General features: G+C 58.9%; 20 protein-coding genes, 3 tRNA genes and 1 other RNA gene. 2 read left to right on the top strand and 22 right to left on the bottom strand.

Going from position 1 to position 17057, the window contains the following annotated elements; translation table 11 throughout:
* Nucleotides 1-5 precede the first annotated feature (5 nt).
* From lexA to ACJ77P_RS00515, 5 genes are all read right to left on the bottom strand, one after another.
* Complete coding sequence (gene lexA / locus ACJ77P_RS00535; protein WP_408998705.1) at nt 6-680, bottom strand: transcriptional repressor LexA; 675 nt, start codon at nt 678-680, stop codon at nt 6-8.
* Between the two features lie 232 nt (nt 681-912).
* Nucleotides 913-1344, bottom strand: a complete 432-nt coding sequence (locus ACJ77P_RS00530) for a hypothetical protein (protein ID WP_408998704.1) — start codon at nt 1342-1344, stop codon at nt 913-915.
* Nucleotides 1341-2957, bottom strand: a complete 1617-nt coding sequence (locus ACJ77P_RS00525; protein ID WP_408998703.1) for a recombinase family protein — start codon at nt 2955-2957, stop codon at nt 1341-1343. Before ACJ77P_RS00525 ends, ACJ77P_RS00530 begins: the two co-directional genes overlap by 4 nt.
* On the bottom strand, nt 2954-3490 hold the full coding sequence (locus tag ACJ77P_RS00520) for a DUF2924 domain-containing protein (protein ID WP_408998702.1): 537 nt from the start codon (nt 3488-3490) through the stop codon (nt 2954-2956). The genes ACJ77P_RS00525 and ACJ77P_RS00520 overlap by 4 nt, the downstream gene beginning before the upstream one ends.
* Before the next feature lie 66 nt (nt 3491-3556).
* Nucleotides 3557-3778 carry a hypothetical protein gene (locus ACJ77P_RS00515; RefSeq protein ID WP_408998701.1) on the bottom strand — a complete coding sequence of 74 codons (222 nt, stop codon included), beginning with the start codon at nt 3776-3778 and terminating at the stop codon, nt 3557-3559.
* Nucleotides 3779-3818: 40 nt separating this feature from the next.
* Between ACJ77P_RS00515 and ACJ77P_RS00510 the strand changes: the two genes are divergently transcribed.
* A complete protein-coding gene (locus ACJ77P_RS00510; protein WP_408998700.1) occupies nt 3819-4145 on the top strand; it encodes a hypothetical protein in 327 nt (108 codons plus the stop codon).
* A gap of 142 nt (nt 4146-4287) precedes the next feature.
* Here the strand turns inward: ACJ77P_RS00510 and ACJ77P_RS00505 are convergent.
* The 17 genes from ACJ77P_RS00505 to tadA all read right to left on the bottom strand — a co-directional run bounded on the left by ACJ77P_RS00505 (nt 4288) and on the right by tadA (nt 16392).
* A tRNA-Asn gene (locus ACJ77P_RS00505) sits at nt 4288-4363 on the bottom strand.
* Nucleotides 4364-4520: 157 nt separating this feature from the next.
* The gene (locus ACJ77P_RS00500; RefSeq protein WP_367361423.1) at nt 4521-5240 is read right to left on the bottom strand and encodes a 2Fe-2S iron-sulfur cluster-binding protein; all 720 of its coding nucleotides are present in this window, start codon (nt 5238-5240) and stop codon (nt 4521-4523) included.
* An 11-nt stretch (nt 5241-5251) separates the two neighbouring features.
* A complete protein-coding gene (locus ACJ77P_RS00495) occupies nt 5252-7102 on the bottom strand; it encodes an NADH-ubiquinone oxidoreductase-F iron-sulfur binding region domain-containing protein (RefSeq protein ID WP_367361444.1) in 1851 nt (616 codons plus the stop codon).
* Between the two features lie 59 nt (nt 7103-7161).
* The gene (locus ACJ77P_RS00490) at nt 7162-7644 is read right to left on the bottom strand and encodes an NAD(P)H-dependent oxidoreductase subunit E (protein WP_408998699.1); all 483 of its coding nucleotides are present in this window, start codon (nt 7642-7644) and stop codon (nt 7162-7164) included.
* A gap of 42 nt (nt 7645-7686) precedes the next feature.
* Nucleotides 7687-8652, bottom strand: a complete 966-nt coding sequence (gene porB, locus ACJ77P_RS00485; RefSeq protein ID WP_367361421.1) for a pyruvate synthase subunit PorB — start codon at nt 8650-8652, stop codon at nt 7687-7689.
* Nucleotides 8652-9827 (bottom strand): transketolase C-terminal domain-containing protein, encoded by a 1176-nt coding sequence (locus ACJ77P_RS00480; protein ID WP_367361420.1) that lies wholly within the window; start codon nt 9825-9827, stop codon nt 8652-8654. The genes porB and ACJ77P_RS00480 overlap by 1 nt, the downstream gene beginning before the upstream one ends.
* A gap of 3 nt (nt 9828-9830) precedes the next feature.
* Nucleotides 9831-10121, bottom strand: coding sequence for a 4Fe-4S binding protein (locus tag ACJ77P_RS00475; RefSeq protein ID WP_367361419.1), 291 nt, complete (start codon nt 10119-10121; stop codon nt 9831-9833).
* Nucleotides 10122-10150: 29 nt separating this feature from the next.
* A complete protein-coding gene (locus ACJ77P_RS00470) occupies nt 10151-10696 on the bottom strand; it encodes a 2-oxoacid:acceptor oxidoreductase family protein (protein ID WP_367361418.1) in 546 nt (181 codons plus the stop codon).
* 244 nt (nt 10697-10940) lie between these two features.
* Nucleotides 10941-11501, bottom strand: coding sequence for a Fe-S-containing hydro-lyase (locus tag ACJ77P_RS00465; protein WP_408998698.1), 561 nt, complete (start codon nt 11499-11501; stop codon nt 10941-10943).
* Between the two features lies 1 nt (nt 11502).
* Complete coding sequence (locus ACJ77P_RS00460; protein ID WP_408999383.1) at nt 11503-12345, bottom strand: fumarate hydratase; 843 nt, start codon at nt 12343-12345, stop codon at nt 11503-11505.
* Between the two features lie 40 nt (nt 12346-12385).
* Entirely contained in the window at nt 12386-12997 is a 612-nt protein-coding gene (gene recR, locus ACJ77P_RS00455; RefSeq protein WP_367361415.1) for a recombination mediator RecR, read from the bottom strand.
* Between the two features lie 16 nt (nt 12998-13013).
* Nucleotides 13014-13328: a YbaB/EbfC family nucleoid-associated protein gene (locus ACJ77P_RS00450; protein ID WP_367361414.1), complete on the bottom strand. Its 315-nt coding sequence runs from the start codon at nt 13326-13328 to the stop codon at nt 13014-13016.
* A 45-nt stretch (nt 13329-13373) separates the two neighbouring features.
* Nucleotides 13374-15095, bottom strand: a complete 1722-nt coding sequence (dnaX, locus tag ACJ77P_RS00445; protein WP_367361413.1) for a DNA polymerase III subunit gamma/tau — start codon at nt 15093-15095, stop codon at nt 13374-13376.
* Nucleotides 15096-15308: 213 nt separating this feature from the next.
* An RNA gene (gene ffs / locus ACJ77P_RS00440) (signal recognition particle sRNA small type) lies at nt 15309-15407 on the bottom strand.
* 73 nt (nt 15408-15480) lie between these two features.
* A tRNA-Ser gene (locus tag ACJ77P_RS00435) sits at nt 15481-15574 on the bottom strand.
* Nucleotides 15575-15730: 156 nt separating this feature from the next.
* Nucleotides 15731-15824: transfer RNA gene (locus ACJ77P_RS00430), tRNA-Ser, on the bottom strand.
* 28 nt (nt 15825-15852) lie between these two features.
* On the bottom strand, nt 15853-16392 hold the full coding sequence (gene tadA, locus ACJ77P_RS00425) for a tRNA adenosine(34) deaminase TadA (protein WP_367361412.1): 540 nt from the start codon (nt 16390-16392) through the stop codon (nt 15853-15855).
* Nucleotides 16393-16465: 73 nt separating this feature from the next.
* On the opposite strand from tadA, the gene ACJ77P_RS00420 reads away from it, so the two are divergent.
* A complete protein-coding gene (locus tag ACJ77P_RS00420) occupies nt 16466-17038 on the top strand; it encodes an energy transducer TonB (protein WP_408998697.1) in 573 nt (190 codons plus the stop codon).
* The last annotated feature ends 19 nt before the right edge of the window (nt 17039-17057 follow it).

Raw genomic sequence — 17057 nt, 5'->3', positions numbered from 1 at the left:
AGTTCTTATAGCCAGGCCGTCCCTGGCGTTTGACTGTTCGAGCCGGGCCGCCTGACGGCAACGACCTTGCCGAGGATGCGGAGCCCATCGTCGGGACCCACCGGAATCGGTCGGTGTTTCGGGTTCTCCGGCCTTAGTTCGATTCTCTCGTCACGGATGAAAAGCCGTTTCACCGTGGCTTCGTCTTCCAATAGGGCAACCACGATGTCACCGTTCTCCGCCACGGCTTGCTCGCGCACCACCACCAAATCACGTTCCCGGATACCGGCATCCACCATGCTGTCGCCTGTCACCTCGAGGGCGAAACACCGACCCGAGCGGGCGATCCCGCCTTCGACCAGCACCTCGCCGACGATGTTTTCCTCGGCCAAGATGGGCTGGCCGGCCGCCACCCGGCCGACGATGGGGACGGCGACCAGATCCGGAACGTCATCCTCCGGATCGCGCAAGATGACAATGCCGCGGGCCTTTCTCTCCTCCCGCTTCAGGTAGCCCTTCCGCACGAGCTGGCTCACTTGGCCGTGGGCGCTGGCGTGCGATATCCCGAGGATGTCCGCGAGTTCCTTCATGGTCGGGGGGAACCCCCGCCTGTTCGTAAAGAGGCGAATCTCCTTCAATGTGCGGCGCTGCGGCTCGGTTATTTCCTGAACGGGGCGTCTGCCTCGTGGTCTTTGACTCATGTGATCCTCAACCATCCAAATGGCTTATCGTGAACGCCAATGGCCGCAGGGCCCATTCAGGGCAAACTACGGCCACATTACAGACTGACATTATACGACCTGATGGGCGTCAGGTCAATAGAAAATGTACATGAATCAGGGGGTTTGAGCAATTACCGACGGGGATAAGAAGAGAGATCGGTGTTCGGACGGGTGGACGGAAAAGCGGCCGGTTGCTCTGAGCAGAGGGCCTTTAGCTCATCCGCCCGGCGGTCAGCTTCGCCCACATCTTTCGTTGACGCGACCAGTGGGACACTGCGGCAATAGGACGGACCTCTTTCTCTCGAATCTGGTCACGCCCTTTGACCGTCCGGGGCAGGAAGAGGATCGCCTCCTGGATTTCCGGGGCCAGGTTGAGCAGGTTCATGATCTGGGTGATGCGCGCGCGGGTCACATAGCCGAGCCTGGCCAGGTCAGCATAGTCCCGCACCTCGCCGTGTCGGACCAGTCCGTCGAAGCGGATCGCCAAAGCCATCAGCTTCGAGATGCGGGGCAGATTCCCCGGCTCGATGGTTCGGTCTACCTCGTGTGGATGGTTGTCGCTTTTCCTGCGGTTCTTGGGTTTGAAACTGAAGGAGATCTCCAATCGGCTCAGTCCCGTTCCGTCGGATGCAGTATTTTTCATACGGACATCTCCCGATTGCGGATGTCGGCCTCGCTGCACAGCGCTTTGACTCCCGGTGAGCGGAAGGTCACGGTCACTCTACCGTCTCGCCCGTCATACCCGACGCGTTCGATAAGGAGTCGGACGATCCGTGATTGTTCTCGGGGAGACAGCGACTCCCAGACCGGGTCGAAGACCGCCAGCGCCCGGGCCATGTCCCCTTCGTCAACGGTTTCTCTCTGGATGGCGATGACCTCTTCGCGTATGGTGGTCATCCGCTGTTCTATGGTTCGAATCTGATCCTGAAGGTCGGCGAGCTGGTCCACGGCCGCCCCTCCGTTCGAGGCGGCGGTGAAGGACTCGCTCACAAGCTTCTGGACTCTGGTGTGCAGCCGTTTGAGTTCACGCTCGTGGCCGCGTTGTTCGGTTTCCAGTTCCGCCATGCGCTTGCCGCTCTCTACCCGAACCTTTGCAGCCGTCGCTGCGATGATTTCCTCATTCCTGCCTATGCCTCGGATGTGTTCGACCACGGCGGTCTCGATCTCGTGCGCGTTGAGCGACTTTGTCGGGCAAGACGACCAGCCTCGTTGCTGGGCGTTCAGGCAGACGTAGTAGCGATACCGCTTGCCGTTGTCCTTGGCCGTATAGGTATGCACCATCCCAGTGCCGCAGGGAGCGCAGTAGAGAAGCCCCTTCAGGAGGGCTCCGTACTTGTTGCGCACCTCCTTGCCGCCGGTGCTGCCGTTCCGCCGTAAAGCATCCTGCACTCGCTGCCAAAGATCGATGTCGACGATCCCATTGTGTTCGCCGTTGTAGATGGTTCCCTTGTAGTCGACCTTGCCGGTGTAAATCACGTTGGTCAGGAGCCGGAAGAGGCTGTTCTTGGTGAAAGGCTTTCCGCCACGCTCCTGACCCTTCTTGGTGGTCCACTGCTTGTTTTTCCAGCCGCGCCGTTCGATTTCCTGAACGACTGGGATCAAGGCTTTGTGCTCCAGGTAGAGCTGGTACATCCCCCGGACCTGTACTGATTCGCCCTCGTTGACGATCAGCCTTCCGCCTTTCGGGTCCACGTCATATCCGAGAACCGGCATTCCACCGACCCACTTGCCCTTGCGCCGGGCGGCGGACATCTTGTCGCGGGTGCGCTCCGAGATGATCTCCCGCTCGAACTGGGCAAAGGATAAAAGGATGTTCAAGGTGAGACGCCCCATGGAACTGGTCGTGTTGAACTGCTGGGTGACCGAGACGAAGCTCACGGAGTGCTTGTCGAAGAGCTCCATCATGCGGGCAAAGTCCAGAAGGGACCGGCTCAGCCGGTCCACCTTGTAGACCACCACGCAATCAATTCCGCCCGCCTCGATGCCGGCGAAGAGCCGCTTGAGGGCGGGCCGCTCCATGTTGCCGCCGGTGAAGCCGCCGTCGTCAAATCGGTCGGGGATGCACACCCATCCCTCGTGTCGTTGGCTCGCGATATAGGCTTCCGCGGATTCCCGCTGGGCGTCGAGGCTGTTGAACTCCTGCTCCAGCCCCTCGTCAGTGGATTTGCGGGTGTAGATGGCGCAACGTATCGTCCCGTTGGTTCTTGATGCCGACTCCCGGGCTTCTCCCCGGCCACGGTTATTGTTTCTGCTCATTCCTTTCTCCTCTCGGGTTTGCGGCTCCCGCCTCTGGCCGCGCCATCGGCGATGCCGAAGAAGAGGAACCCGTTCCACTTGCTCCCGGTGACCTCCTGCGCGATGGCGGAGAGGGACTTGTACCGTCGGCCGTCGAACTCGAAGCCGTTGTCGAGGACCTTGACCACGATGTCACGGCCTTGGAACTCGCGGGCGAGCAGAGTCCCGGGCAGCGGCAGCCTCGGGTCGTGCGACGGGGATATGCGGCTGGTCGCCGTTCTCGCTTTGACCTCAGCGGAACCCGAGGCGACCGGATCACGCGGAGACCGCGTTCTCAGGTCAGCGTCATTGGCCAGTTCCTCAGCCCTGCGCCGGGCCCGCTCCGAAAGGTCACCCTCCGCCAGGGCCTGGATACGCCAGGCGATTCGCTTGCGAAGAAACTCCTTGTGGTAGGAGCGGGTCTCTTCCTCAAAGACCTCGATGTACTTGTCCCGGAGTTCTCCGACGGTCATCCGGGAGAGCCCCTGGACCTCTTGATACGTTGTTGCTTCCATCCGAAACCTCCTTGGTTCATGGGCTTCGCCCCGCGGGCGGCCCGTCCGCACCGCAATCTCAGGGCGTTAACTCGTGAATGAATGAAGGCTTCGGTGGCCCGGAATATCAAGGCGTTTCTCCGTAAACGCCTCAGATTCTTTAACTTGCGCCACATGCTCTGCACCACTGCCGGAATCTGGGGCGATTCGGCGTCCGTTTCGATGGCGCATGTAACCCCAGGCAAGGATCGTAGCGATCTCCGATGTCACCTCGTCGAGAGAGATTGGGACGTGTTCGTTGGCCGGCATCCGGTCCTCCTCTTGCGGGAGGCCGCGGAAGGGTTCCGTCATGGATGCCGCGGGGCTGGATAGGCCGGTCATCGAGAAGGCCCTTGGAGCCCGTTCGACACCGCCTGAAGGCGATGTCGCCGGCACCCACAACGGTCTCCGATCTCACGGCTGTTTCCGCTGTCTGGTAATCCGCTTGCGCCGGACCCACTGGTCCGGCTTTCGGCAGATACCTACCGGAGGGGAATTCGAAATGTCGAAGCGGGTGTCCGGATGCAGCCGGGCTGTTAAACAAGGCGACTCGAAAAACGGAGAACGGGAGAATTCGGAAGGGACATTTTCGGAGAGCGCGCACAACCCCCAGGGTTGCACCCGGCCCCTGGACTGATGGCTTCGAAACAGAGAATCAGGGTAAATGTGCGGGCGGGGGTAAGTCGGCGTGGACACGCCTGAAACGACGAGACCCCGAGGGGATCACCCCACGGGGTCTTGCGTTAAACAAGAACCGCTGAAGTTCAGCGGATTAAATTTGGCTCCCCAGCGCGGACTCGAACCACGGACCCGATGGTTAACAGCCATCTGCTCTACCGACTGAGCTACTGAGGAGTAGTTTTTTACAATAACGGACTGACATTCCAGGAATCGGGAAGCTGTTCCCGGAGGTCCTGTCTGTCGAATACCAAAGATCGGCCCCCTTCCTCAACCGGAAGGGGAAATTCTCTTATCACAGACAAAACCCATGTGCAAGAGAATTTAAATTTTTTTAACGGCAGCTCATGCAGACCATGAGGTCCTCAAGGGGCACCCCGGTCTTGCTGCTGATGAACTGGAGCTGATCCTCCGGCGCGAAATACCGCCCGCAGACGCTGCAGGCCGCCATTTTGAAGGTGCGTCCCCAGATCGTCCGTTCGCTGCCGCCGTTGCCGGCGGTCATCTCGATGTGGCCTGTCGGGCAGACGTAGGCGCAGGCGCCGCAGCCGATACAGGCCTTGGAATCCTCCACGAAGGGGGGACCGACGATCTTGTCCTTGCCGCGGAAGGAGAATCCGATGGCTGATGCACCCACCACATCCTCGCAGGTCTTGACGCACAGCCGGCACAGGACGCACTTTCCCTTGTCCTTGTCCGGGAGGAAGCGCTTTTCGGGAGCGACCCCCAACTCTTGAGCCATCGTCCGGATCACGTCCGATTTCGGACACCGGGCCATGAGCAGCTCCAGGACGAGCCGGCGCACCCCGAGGACCCGTTCACTCTTCGTATCGACGACGATGCCGTCCTCGACCTGGTAAATGCAGGAGGTCACGATGCGCTTTCTCGACCCCTTGGCGACCTCTACGACGCACAGCCGGCACGCCCCAGATGGTTCAAGCGATTCGTGATGACACAGGGTCGGAATGTAAATCCCGTTTTCGCGGGCAGCGGCAAGAATTGTCGTTCCCGCCTCGGCTTCAATATTCTTTCCATCTATGACTAAGTTCACCATCTTGCCACCCTTTATGCTACGGTTACCGCATCAAATTTGCACGTCTCTCTGCAGACACCGCACTTGATGCATTTCGCCTGGTCGATCACATGAACCTTTTTCCGCTCGCCGCTGATTGCTTCCACGGGGCACTTCTTCGCGCAGGCCCCACAGCCTGTGCATTTCTCCGCATCGATGCCGAACTGGATCAGGGCGCGGCAGACACCGGCCGGGCACTTTTTGTCCTTGATGTGGGCCTCATACTCATCCCGGAAATAGCGAATCGTACTGAGGACGGGATTCGGTGCGCTCCCGCCGAGCGCGCACAGGGATCCGTCCTTGATGGCTTCGGCCATGCGCTCCAGGAGCTCCAGATCCCCCTTCTTGCCCTTCCCCGCACAGATGTCATGAAGGATTTCATTCATCCGGTAGATCCCTTCCCGGCAGGGAACGCACTTCCCGCAGGACTCGGACACGAGGAATTCAATGAAGTAACGGGCGATGTCGACCATGCAGGTGTTCTCGTCCATGACGATCATGCCGCCGGAGCCCATCATGGAGCCGGCTTCCCAGAGGGAGTCAAAATCTACGGGCAGGTCGATCATCGAAGCGGGAATGCAGCCCCCGGAGGGTCCGCCCGTCTGCACGGCCTTGAACTTCCTGCCGCCCGGGATACCCCCGCCGATCTCATCGATGATGTCCTTGAGCGGTATCCCCATGGGCACTTCCACGAGGCCGATGTTGTTGATCTTGCCCACGAGGGAAAAGACCTTCGTTCCCGTGCTGTTCGCTGCGCCGACGCCGGAAAACCACTTGCCGCCCCGGCCGATGATGACGGGGACATTCGCCCAGGTCTCCACGTTGTTCAGATTGGACGGCCGGTCCCAGAGCCCGTGCTCCACGGTGTGAATGTATTTGGCCCGGGGCTCGCCCGCTTTTCCCTCCAGGGAGGCCATGAGGGCCGTTGATTCTCCGCAGACAAAGGCGCCCGCGCCCTTGCCGATCTTGACGTCAAAGGCGAAGCCCGTTCCGAAGATGTTGCCGCCCAGGAACCCGGCTTTCCGGGCCTGTTCGATGGCCCGCTGGAGGTTTGCCACGGCCAGGGGGTATTCGTTGCGGACGTAGATGTAACCTTCATGGGCGCCGACCGCATAGGCCCCGATGATCATCCCTTCCAGGACACTGTGGGGATCTCCCTCCATGACGCTCCGGTCCATGTATGCCCCCGGGTCGCCCTCGTCGCCGTTGCAGATGACGTATTTGATGTCGCCTTCGGCCCGTCGGCAGCTCTCCCATTTCGTCCCCGTCGGAAAACCGCCGCCGCCCCGCCCCCGGAGGCCGGAGATCTTCACTTCGTCAATAACCTCCTCCGGCTTCATGGTCTTCAGAGCCTTATACAGGGCGGAATACCCGCCACGGGCGATATACTCCTCGATGTCTTCGGGATCGATCATTCCGCAGTTTCGCAGGGCGATCTTCAGCTGCTTGCCGTAAAAGGGAAGCTCCGAAATTTTCGGGATCCCGGAATAAGCGGCCGGTACGGCACCCTTGAAATAGGCCTTCTTCTTTCCCTCAATAATGAGCTCCTCTTCATCCATGCGATAGGTCGGAGCCACCGCGCCAAGGGTTCCATCGGCCACTTGATCCAGAAGGGCGGGAACCATCTTCGCCTTCATCCTGCTGAAGGAGAGGCGCGGCTTGCCGGGCACGATCACATCAACGAGGGGTTCGATGCAATCCATCCCCATGCTTCCCGTCTTGCTGAGGATGAAATCCAGACCGCGCTTCGCGATTTCCTTCTCAAGGGCATCGTAGACTTCCTGCGCCCCTGAGGCGATGCCGCTTGTCGCCATACCGACGAGGATCTTGGTCTTTGCCGGCATGAGACGCGTGAGGCCCCGTTTCGCAGCTTTATTCAGAGCATCTCGTGTGTTTATCGTACTCACTTTTTCACCCCTGCCTTGCGATAGTTTTTCAGAATCTTGGGAATCTCATCCTGGGTGAGATAAGGATGGATGTTACCGCCAATCCGTACCACGGGGGCGAGGCTGCAACAACCAAGGCACCGCACCTCTTCGAGGGTGAACACGGCATCCTCCGTCGTCTCCCCACAGGAGATGTTGAGATCCCTCTCCAGCCGGTCCATGAGATTGAATCCCCCCTGGACGTGGCAGGCCGTTCCGGCGCACACCTCGATGAGGTATTTCCCCCGTGGCTTCAGGCTGAAGGCATTGTAAAACGTTGCAATCTCGTAAACCCTGCTCAGGGGAACCTTGAGTTCGTCACTCACGATGGTCAAGGCCTCCTTCGGCAGGTAACGGAATTCCTCCTGGAGATCCTGCAAAACGGCAACGGCCGAACTTTCATCCCCGCCATGCCGGCCGACAATCTCCTTGACTTTCCCCCTGTCTACCTCTGTGTTCATTATCTTCCCCTTGATGTTGTCCAGCTGCTGCTTTTCCCGACCTTAACGGGAGCTCTTCACCTTGGTCATGAGCTTTTTGTATTCGAGTTTCACCCTCTCCTGGAAGTATCCGATTTCATCAGGAGTCAGATGCCGGAACCGGCCCTGGAGCTTGATGTAATCCTCCAGAGGCCTCAGCGTTTCCGGCATATCCGCACTTAATCTGTATTTCCCGTTTTCTACCTCGTAAAGAGGAAATGCGCCGGTTTCAACGGCCAGCCGCCCCATTTTGATGCAGCTTTTCGAATCGCAGCGCCAGCCGGTGGGGCAGACGGAAAGGCAATGGATGTAGGAAGGCCCCTTGATCGACCGGGCCTTTTTCACCTTGTTCATGAAATCGATGGGGTAGCTGTGGCAGGCCGTGGCCACGTAGGGTATGTTGTGGGCGACCATCATCTCGGGCATGTTCTTCTTCCAGGTCCGGTTTCCGCGACTGGCCTTCCCGGGAGGTGCGGTGGTGGTCGAAGCCCCGAAAGGCGTGGCGCCGGATCGCTGGATGCCCGTGTTCATGTAGGCCTCGTTGTCGAAGCAGACATAAAGCATGTCGTGCCCCCGCTCCATGGCGCCGGAAAGGGCCTGAAGGCCGATGTCCACCGTACCGCCGTCGCCGCCGATGCCCACCGTCTTTACATAGCGGTCTTTGATTTTCCCCTTGCGGCGCAGGACCTTCAATCCGGCCTCCACGCCGGAAGCCACGGCTGCGGCATTGGGGAACGCCACATGCATCCAGGGAAGTTTCCATGCCGTGGTGGGGTACATCGTGGAAATGACTTCCATGCAACCCGTGGCGTTTACAATGACCGTGTCTCTGCCCAACGCCTTGCACATCAGGCGAATGGCCAGGGCCTCTCCGCATCCCTGACAGGCGCGATGCCCGGCGGCAAAGTATTCTTCCTTGTCCACCAGCTTCGGCGCATAGAGGTCAAAGTTTTCAACAAGACCGGATCGGTACTGTTTTGCCGTATTCATTATTCTCTCACCCCATAAATTTCGTAGGCTTTCTCTGGTCTCTCCGCATCCGCTTTCGCCGCGGTTCTGATCATCTCCATGAAATGGTCCACCATGACATCCCGTCCGCCAAGACCGATGATGTAATTCAAAATCACGGGCCGCTTCTTTTCCTCGTACAGGGCGGAGCGAACTTCCAGGGCGACGGGGCCGCCTGCCCCGCCATAGGAGAGGCAACGATCCGTAACAACCAGGACCTTTGCTCCCTTGACCGCCTCCTTCAGTTCCTCAAAGGGAAAGGGCCGCCACAGCTTTAATTTGAGAAGGCCTGCTTTCATCCCTTCCTTCCGGAGTTCATCGATGGCCATTTCCGCGGTTTCCCCCATGGAGCCCATGGTCAGCATAAGGACTTCCGCATCCTCCGCCTCGTAGGGTTCGATGGGTTCGTATTTCCTGCCGAACTGCTCCTCCCACTCTTTCCAGACTTCAAGAATGACCTTTTTGGAATTCAGAAGAACTTCCTCGCGGCTCTTGCAGGCTTCCGTGTAGATGTCCGGAAGCCCCAGCGCGCCGAGGGTCACCGGATCGTCGGGGTTCAGTGCGGCGAAGGGTTTGAAGGGAGGCAGAAAACGGTCCACCTCTTCCTGGTCGGGCATGAGCATCGGCTCAACGACATGGGTAAGCTGAAAGCCATCGAGATTGACGTTGGTCGGCAGCATCACGTCCGGATGCTCGGCGATTTTGAAGGCCTGGATCGTCATGTCCACGGTTTCCTGCCCATTGGCGGCAAATAGGGAGATCCAGCCGATATCCCTCTGGCTCATGATGTCGCTGTGGTCGTTCCAGATGCTCAGGGGGCCGGAAAGCGCCCGGTTGCCGATGATCATAACGACGGGCAGCCTCATGGAAGAGATGATCGCCAGAATTTCCGCCATGTAGAGCAACCCCTGGGAGCTCGTTGCCGTAAAGGCGCGCGCCCCGGCTCCGGAAGCCCCCGCACAGGCGCTCATGGCCGAATGTTCCGATTCCACGGTAATGAACTCGGCATCGAGGCGCCCCTCCGCGACGATCTCGGAAAGGTGCTCCGGCACGTGCGTATTCGGGGTGATGGGATAGGCGGCAATAACATCCGGTCGACACAGGGCAGCCGCTTCGGCAGCGGCAAGCGCGATTTCCATACCTATTCGTTTCGACATGGCCTATTCCTCCCCCACCATTTTAATCGCACCAGGCCAGCATTCGTGGGCGCAGATTCCGCAGCCCTTGCAGTAATTCAGATCGGCCGCAAAATATCCTTCCTCATCCTCCGATATGCACCCTTCCGGGCAGAACAGATAGCATATGCCGCATTTGATGCATTTGGAATTGTCCCAGATCGGGCGCTCCGCCCTCCAGGTGCCGGTATGATAATCCCTGGAACTTCCAGGCCGGAAGACGATACATCCCGGATTCACTTCTTGCCAGGTTTCTGGCCATTTTTTCTCCGCCATTATATATACCTCGACCCTTGTCTGCAGATTTATACGAGTTTAACCTCATCAAAGGCTCGCTTCATCGCCGTCAGATTCTTGTTGGCAATCCGGCCGAACCGGTGTTCAATGGGTTCGCTCAGGGATTCCATCTTCACGATATCGGTCATTTTGACTAGAGCGCCCAACATGGTCGTGTTGGTAATGGGAACACCCAGTTCCGCCCAGGCAATGGCCGTTGCATCGACCAGAGCGATCCGGCCATCGAACTGAATATGCGGTTTGACTTCCGTGAAGGGCTTGTGCGTGTTGAGGATCAGAAGCCCCTCCGGCTTCAGTCCTTCCGCGACATTCACGAGGGTGATCAAACCCGGATCAAGAACAACCACGACATCGGGACGATAAATACGCTGCCGCTTCTTGATCCGTTTGTCATCCACCCGGTTGAAAGCCTCTACCGGTGCGCCGCGCCTTTCAGGGCCGAAACTCGGAAATCCCTGGGCGTACTTGCCTTCGCCGATCGCCGCCAAAGCAAGCATTTCAACAGATGTCACCGCACCCTGCCCGCCTCTTCCATGCCATCTCACTTCTATCATTGAATCTTCTCCGGGGTTGTGTTCGCGAACAAAAGGAATTTATTCGTTGTGGAACGTGTTTCAGCGCCCATGCTTATTATAAAAAAACGATTTGTTGTCAATCTTTATTTGCGGAAGTTGACATTGCAACAGTCTGTTATATAGCTGTTTTTTGATCAAGATACAACTATAGTTTGACTATTGATTCTTTTGGTGTGATAATTTTCGAATTATTTTTTCTTTTTTGCACAAGGGAAGACGCGTTTCAAGTCCGGGAGTAGGTTTTCAGGGCTTCGTCATAAAGGTCCCTTCCCTTCGTATCGTTGATCACCACCAGGGGAAGCTCGAAGACAACCAGACGGAAGATCGCCTCGGGACCGAGGTCCTCATAGGCCACTACGGCGGATTCCCGGATGCAGCGGGCCGTCAGCGCCGCAATCCCGCCGATGGCTCCGAAATAGACCGCCTTGTACTGCTTCATCGCGGATACGACTTCCGGCGAACGCCGCCCCTTGCCGATCATCCCCTTCAAACCCAGGGCCATCAGGCGCGGCGCAAACGGATCCATGCGGTAGCTGGTTGTCGGGCCGATGGACCCGGTTACCGCCCCCGGCTTCGCCGGAGCCGGACCCGCATAGAAGATCACGGCGCCCTGGACCGGAAAGGGCAGAGGCTCTCCCCGCACCGCGGCGTCGCACAGGCGGTGGTGGGCCGCATCCCGTCCGGTGTAGACGACCCCGCTGAGCAGGACCCGATCCCCAACGGAGAGGCGTTCACAGAGTTCGTCATTCAAAGGCGTTTCCAGGCGGATCGGCTCGCTCGTCATTTCAGAGCACCGCCTCCCTGTGCCGCGCCACATGGCACTGGATATTGACCGTAACGGGCAGGCTGGCGATGTGGCAGGGCATCATTTCCATGTGAACCGCCAGGGCGGTTACGCGCCCCCCATATCCCTGGGGCCCTATCCCCAATCGATTGACCCCTTCCAGGATTTCCCGCTCCATGGCAGCCAGGCGCTCGTCATGGGCATTGGCCGTCCCGAGAGGCCGAAGGAGGGCTTTTTTAGCCAGGACGCCGGACATCTCCAGGGATCCCCCGATACCCACCCCGACCAACACAGGCGGACAGGGATTGGAGCCGGCTTTGCGGACACAGGCCACCACATGATCGACAATCCCGGCTTTCCCTTCGGCGGGAACCAGCATGGCGCTGCAGCTCATATTCTCGCTGCCGCCGCCTTTCGGCATCGCGATCAGTTTGAGCCGGTCGCCGGGAACCACCTCGGTGAAAATCACCGCCGGGGTGTTGTCCCCCGTGTTCCGCCGCGAGAGGGGATCGCAGAGGGATTTGCGGAGATAGCCCTCCCGGTAGGCCTGACGGACCCCCTCCTGAACGGCTGCCTGAAAGTCGCCCCCCACGATGTGAACCTCCTGGCCCATCTCCGCGAAAACGACAGCCAGCCCCGTGTCCTGGCAGAGCGGCAGGCTTTCCTTCCTGGCGACGTCCATGTTTTCAAGAATCTTCTGCAGAACGTAGCGCCCGAGAGGCGATTCCTCCTCCTCCGCCGCCTTGGCCAGGGCATCCTGCATGTCCCGGCCCATTTCAAGGTTAGCGGCAATAAAGAGGTCCCGCAATGTCTCGGTCACGGTTCCAGCGGAAATCTCTCGCACCCGTCTCATCCTTCCTTCTGATTCTGAATTGGTGGAGCCCTTACGGCTCCTTTTCCATGCCCCTGCGGAATTCCAGGGATTTGGACAGGGTCATCCGATCCAGATAACGGAGATCACCGCCCATCGGCACCCCCTGGGCGATGCGGGTCACCGGGACATCCAGCTTCCCGATCATCCGGGCGATCAGGAGCGCCGTTGATTCGCCGGAGACGTTGGGATTCGTGGCCAGGATGACCTCGCGAACCGAGTGCTCCCGCACCCGGTCGACCAGCTCCCGCAGATGGAGCTGTTCCGGCCCGATGCCGTCCAGGGGCGAAAGGGCTCCGTGGAGGACATGGTACGTCCCGGAATAACTCCCGCTTTCCTCGATCGCCATCAGGGCGTCCGGATCTTCCACGACACAGATCAGGCTGGAATCCCGTGCGGAGTCGCGGCAGATATTGCACAGTTCGGCCTCGGCAAAATTGTAGCAGACGCTGCAGAAGCGGATTGTATTCCGCACATCGGCAATGCTGTCTGCAAGTCCCCGGGCGTCGTCTTCCGGGGCTCTCAGGATATGCATCGCCAGTCGTGTCGCTGTCTTTTCCCCGATCCCCGGAAGTTTCCCCAGCTCCGCAATCAGGCGCTTAATGGGAAGGGCGTAACCTGCCATGCCGGAACCGCCCCTCCTACATCAGCCCGGGAATGCTCATGCCCCCGGTCAGCTTGGCCATTTCCGAGGAGGTCATCTCCTGGGCCTTGCGGACGCCCTCGTTGACAGCGGCCACAATCAGGTCCTGCAGCATCTCCACGTCCTCGGAATTGACCACCTCTTTCTCGATTTTCAAGGAAACGACTTCAAAGCGACCGTTTACCGTAACCGAAACCATCCCTCCGCCCGCCGTGGCCTCCACGGTGCGGGATGCAAGATCTTCCTGGAGACGGGCCATCTTTTCCTGAAGCATCTTGGCCTGTTTCATAATGTTTCCAAAATTTGCCGCCAATGAGTTTTACCTCCTTATCCTCTTTGAATAAAACACTTCTCCTCCTCACCCCTGTTCCGGGGGCTGCTTGGCGGGGGTTCGGACCTTGACCTCCTGAACTTCCGCGCCTTCAAATACGCTCATGACCTTTTGCAGCAGAGGATGATTCAGGGCCTCCCGCCGAATTTCCTCTATGGAGTTTTTGCGGATCATGGCCTCCGATATTTTTTCAGCACCCCGGCTGCCCGGTTCCGGCTCCAGGGACTCGATCTCCACCATCACGCCGGACTGGAAAAAAGAGCCGGCAATCTCGTTCAGACGGTTCTTCTGCGCCGAGTCATTGATGGCCTCGAAAAACATGTGGTTGCGAAATCCGATCCGCAGCTTGCCGTTTTGACAGCCCAGGTATTCGCCCTGCTCAATCTGCGAAGCCAAGGGCACCGAATGCTTTTTCACGTGGTTCTTGAAATTTCCCCAGACGTCCTCCGGTTTCGCCTGCCCCCGGGATGGCTCCTTCAACTCCGGGACCGGCTCCTTAACGGATTCCACCTTCGTCGGGACTGCCGGCAGGTCCAGTGTGCGCTCCCCGGTCACCGGCGGGTCCGCCTGCCCACTCCCCTCAGAGCGCAGCGGCGGTGAAGCTGCCAGGCGGGCTTCCAACTCCTCCATGCGGGCAAGGACTTCCGCCAGGGGAAAAGCGGGCGGCAGGGCGGCCATTCTGCAGACGATCGTCTCGAGGTTCAAGCGGGGGTTGCGGCTCCGGCGGACGTTTTCCTCCTCAGCCAGGAGGATATCCAGAAGCTGCCGCAGGGTCTCCCGGGAAACCTCCGCCGCCTGCGCCTCGAGCCTCTCCAGATCGCTTCCGGAGATGTCCAGAAGCTCCTGTTTCCGCCCGACGATCCGGACCAGGAGAAGATTGCGGAAGTGCCGCAGCAGAAGCTGGTAAAAATAGGTCATGTCCAGGCCTGCGTAATATCCCTCGTCAATGATCTTCAGGCACTGCCCCGCATCGCGGTGCAGGACCGCCTCGGAAAGCTGAAAGAGGAACCGGCGATCGGTCCTGCCGAGCAGGTCCTCGACCGCCTCATCCCCGATCGTCGTCCCGGCATAAGAAATCACCTGGTCGAAGATGCTCTCGGAATCCCTCATGCTGCCGTCTCCCGCTTCGGCAATCCAGGCAAGGGCCGTGTCACTGACTTCGATTTTTTCGGCGTCCGAAATCTTTCTCAATTGCTCCACGATCTGGCGCAGAGCAAGGCGGCGGAATTCGAAGTTCTGGCAGCGGGAAAGAATGGTCGCCGGAACTTTGTGGGTTTCCGTCGTGGCAAACATGAAGACAACGTGTGCCGGGGGCTCCTCCAGGGTCTTCAGGAGGGCGTTGAAGGCCTCCCGGGTGAGCATGTGCACTTCGTCGATAATGTAGACTTTATAGCGGCAGGAGACGGGCAGGAACCGGATCCGTTCGCGGAGTTCGCGAATTTCGTCGATCCCCCGGTTGGAGGCGCCATCGATCTCCCGGACGTCAAGGGAAACGCCTTCCGTGATTTCCCGGCAGTTCGTGCAGGTGTTGCAGGGTATATCCGACGGACCCTGTTCACAGTTGATGGCCTTGGCCAGAATGCGGGCGACGGAGGTCTTTCCCACACCCCGCGGTCCGCTGAAGAGGAAGGCGTGGGCAATGCGGTCCTGGCGGATGGCATTTTTCAGGGTCTGGACCACGTGAGGCTGCCCCACCACGTCCTCGAAGACCTGGGGCCGCCATTTCCGGGCTAAAACGAGGTAATCCATAACGACTCCGAAGGAGAACACTATCCGAAGAATTTGCCGACCCCTCTTCGGAACGGGGGAATTCTCAAGACGGAAGAGCAGGTGTTCCTGCCGGCACTCTCACAATATCACTGGAAGGACAAAGATTATCAGAAAAACTCCGACAAAAGAACCGGGGTGGCACATTCTGGACCTGGGAACTTGCGGGCGGCCGCTTTTAGCTGAAAAAAAAAAGATAGCCAGGCTGATCCGCAGCACACGCTGGACATTGCTACCGCTGCTTCCTTCCGGACCTGACGGGGTTCACACGCCATCGTTGCACGGGGCCCGGCTATCTATATCCCTGAGAATCCCGTCCAGAAACCTTCTTCGCGGCGGGCGGACAACCAATTCCAGAGGAAGAAACTGGCGGAGAGAGGGGGATTCGAACCCCCGGTACATCTTTGTGGACATACACACGATTTCCAGTCGTGCCCCTTCAGCCTCTCGGGCATCTCTCCTCAAAAAACAGCCGCTGAAAAATGACGCAAGCTCCCTAACAGAAAAGCAGAAAAAACACCACCACTTTTTCAGATCACATCGCTTCTTTCGGATCACGGTGTTTACGGCGCCGCTATGGGCTCTCCCGCCGTTCTGAAATCCGGATCGGGAATGATTGGCGGAGAGAGGGGGATTCGAACCCCCGTGAGAGCTTTTGACCCCCAAATCGATTTCGAGTCGATCCCGTTACGACCACTTCGGTATCTCTCCGCAAGATTCGGTCCGCAAGTCCGTATCTTCAGCCATTCGGCGTGCCGGATGTTATCCTCTTTTCCTGGAAAAATCCACTTAAAATTTCCGCGCAGGGCGCCGACAAAACGTTCCCGGTCACTTCAACGGCATGGTTCAGCCGGCTGTCCTGGAGCACCCGGTACACGGAGGACACCGCTCCGCCCTTCGGATCGCCCGCCCCGTAGACAAGCCTTGCCAGGCGAGCCTGCAGGATAGCCCCGGCACACATGATGCAAGGTTCAAGCGTCACATAGAGGGTCATCCCTGTCAGGCGGTAATTTTTCATGATCTCGGAAGCTTCCCGGATTGCCAGAATCTCGGCATGCGCCGTGGGATCATGACGGGCAATCGGCTGGTTGTGACTTCTGGCAATCACCGAGTTTTGCCACAGGAGCACCGCCCCCACCGGCACTTCTCCTTCCGCTGCAGCCAGACGGGCCTCCTCAAGGGCGATTTCCATCCACCGCTCATCCTCTTTTGTTCCGGAATCCGGGCTGCGGGATGGAATCTCACCCCCGCGTTCCGGCTCTGCAACCCCCTTCTTCATGAATCGGAGCCACCTGTTGATTTTATGGAATTCCTATTCTATGTTCACACCATCAAGCAACGATAAGGCGATCATGTCCACAAACAAAATCCTACTCTATTCCGTCGCGATCTCCCTGATCATTCACCTTGGCGCCCTGTCCCTGGTGAGCTTGATGGAGTGGCGGGGGAAAAGACATCCGCAGCAGGTTGTGACCATTGATCTTCGCGAGATGTTCGCGGCCCGAGAGAAAAAAGCCCTCGCCCCGAAGCCGCCGGCCGCCAAACCCCGCCTGAAGGCCGTCCAGGAAGCAAAGCCCCCGGCTTCCTCCCGCAAAAACTTTCGCGAAGCCACGGTAGACTTGAACAGCCGGGAGCAGCGCTATAAGCCCTATCTGAAGGCGGTCAGAGAAAAAATCGAACAGTCCTGGATCTATCCCGAAAAGGCTGAAGCCTTGAGAGAAGAGGGGACCACCGTCATCCGGTTTTCCCTTGCGGCGACAGGGGAGGTGGTGAACGCGGCCGTCATCCGCTCATCGGGATCACCGCTTCTGGATGAGGCCACCCTGCTGGCCGTCCGCACGCCCCGCTTCGCCCCCCTGCCTGCAAATTTTCAGCTTTCCCGGTTGAATATCGTAGCGACCTTCGAATACCGCCTGGCCCCATAAATCCTGCAGGATCGCGCCG

Origin of the sequence: Syntrophus buswellii (assembly GCF_046097065.1) — a bacterium.
In the GTDB taxonomy this organism is placed as follows: domain Bacteria; phylum Desulfobacterota; class Syntrophia; order Syntrophales; family Syntrophaceae; genus Syntrophus; species Syntrophus buswellii.
The sequence above is the reverse complement of the archived record's forward strand: the minus strand, read 5'-3'. Positions and strand labels throughout refer to the sequence as shown.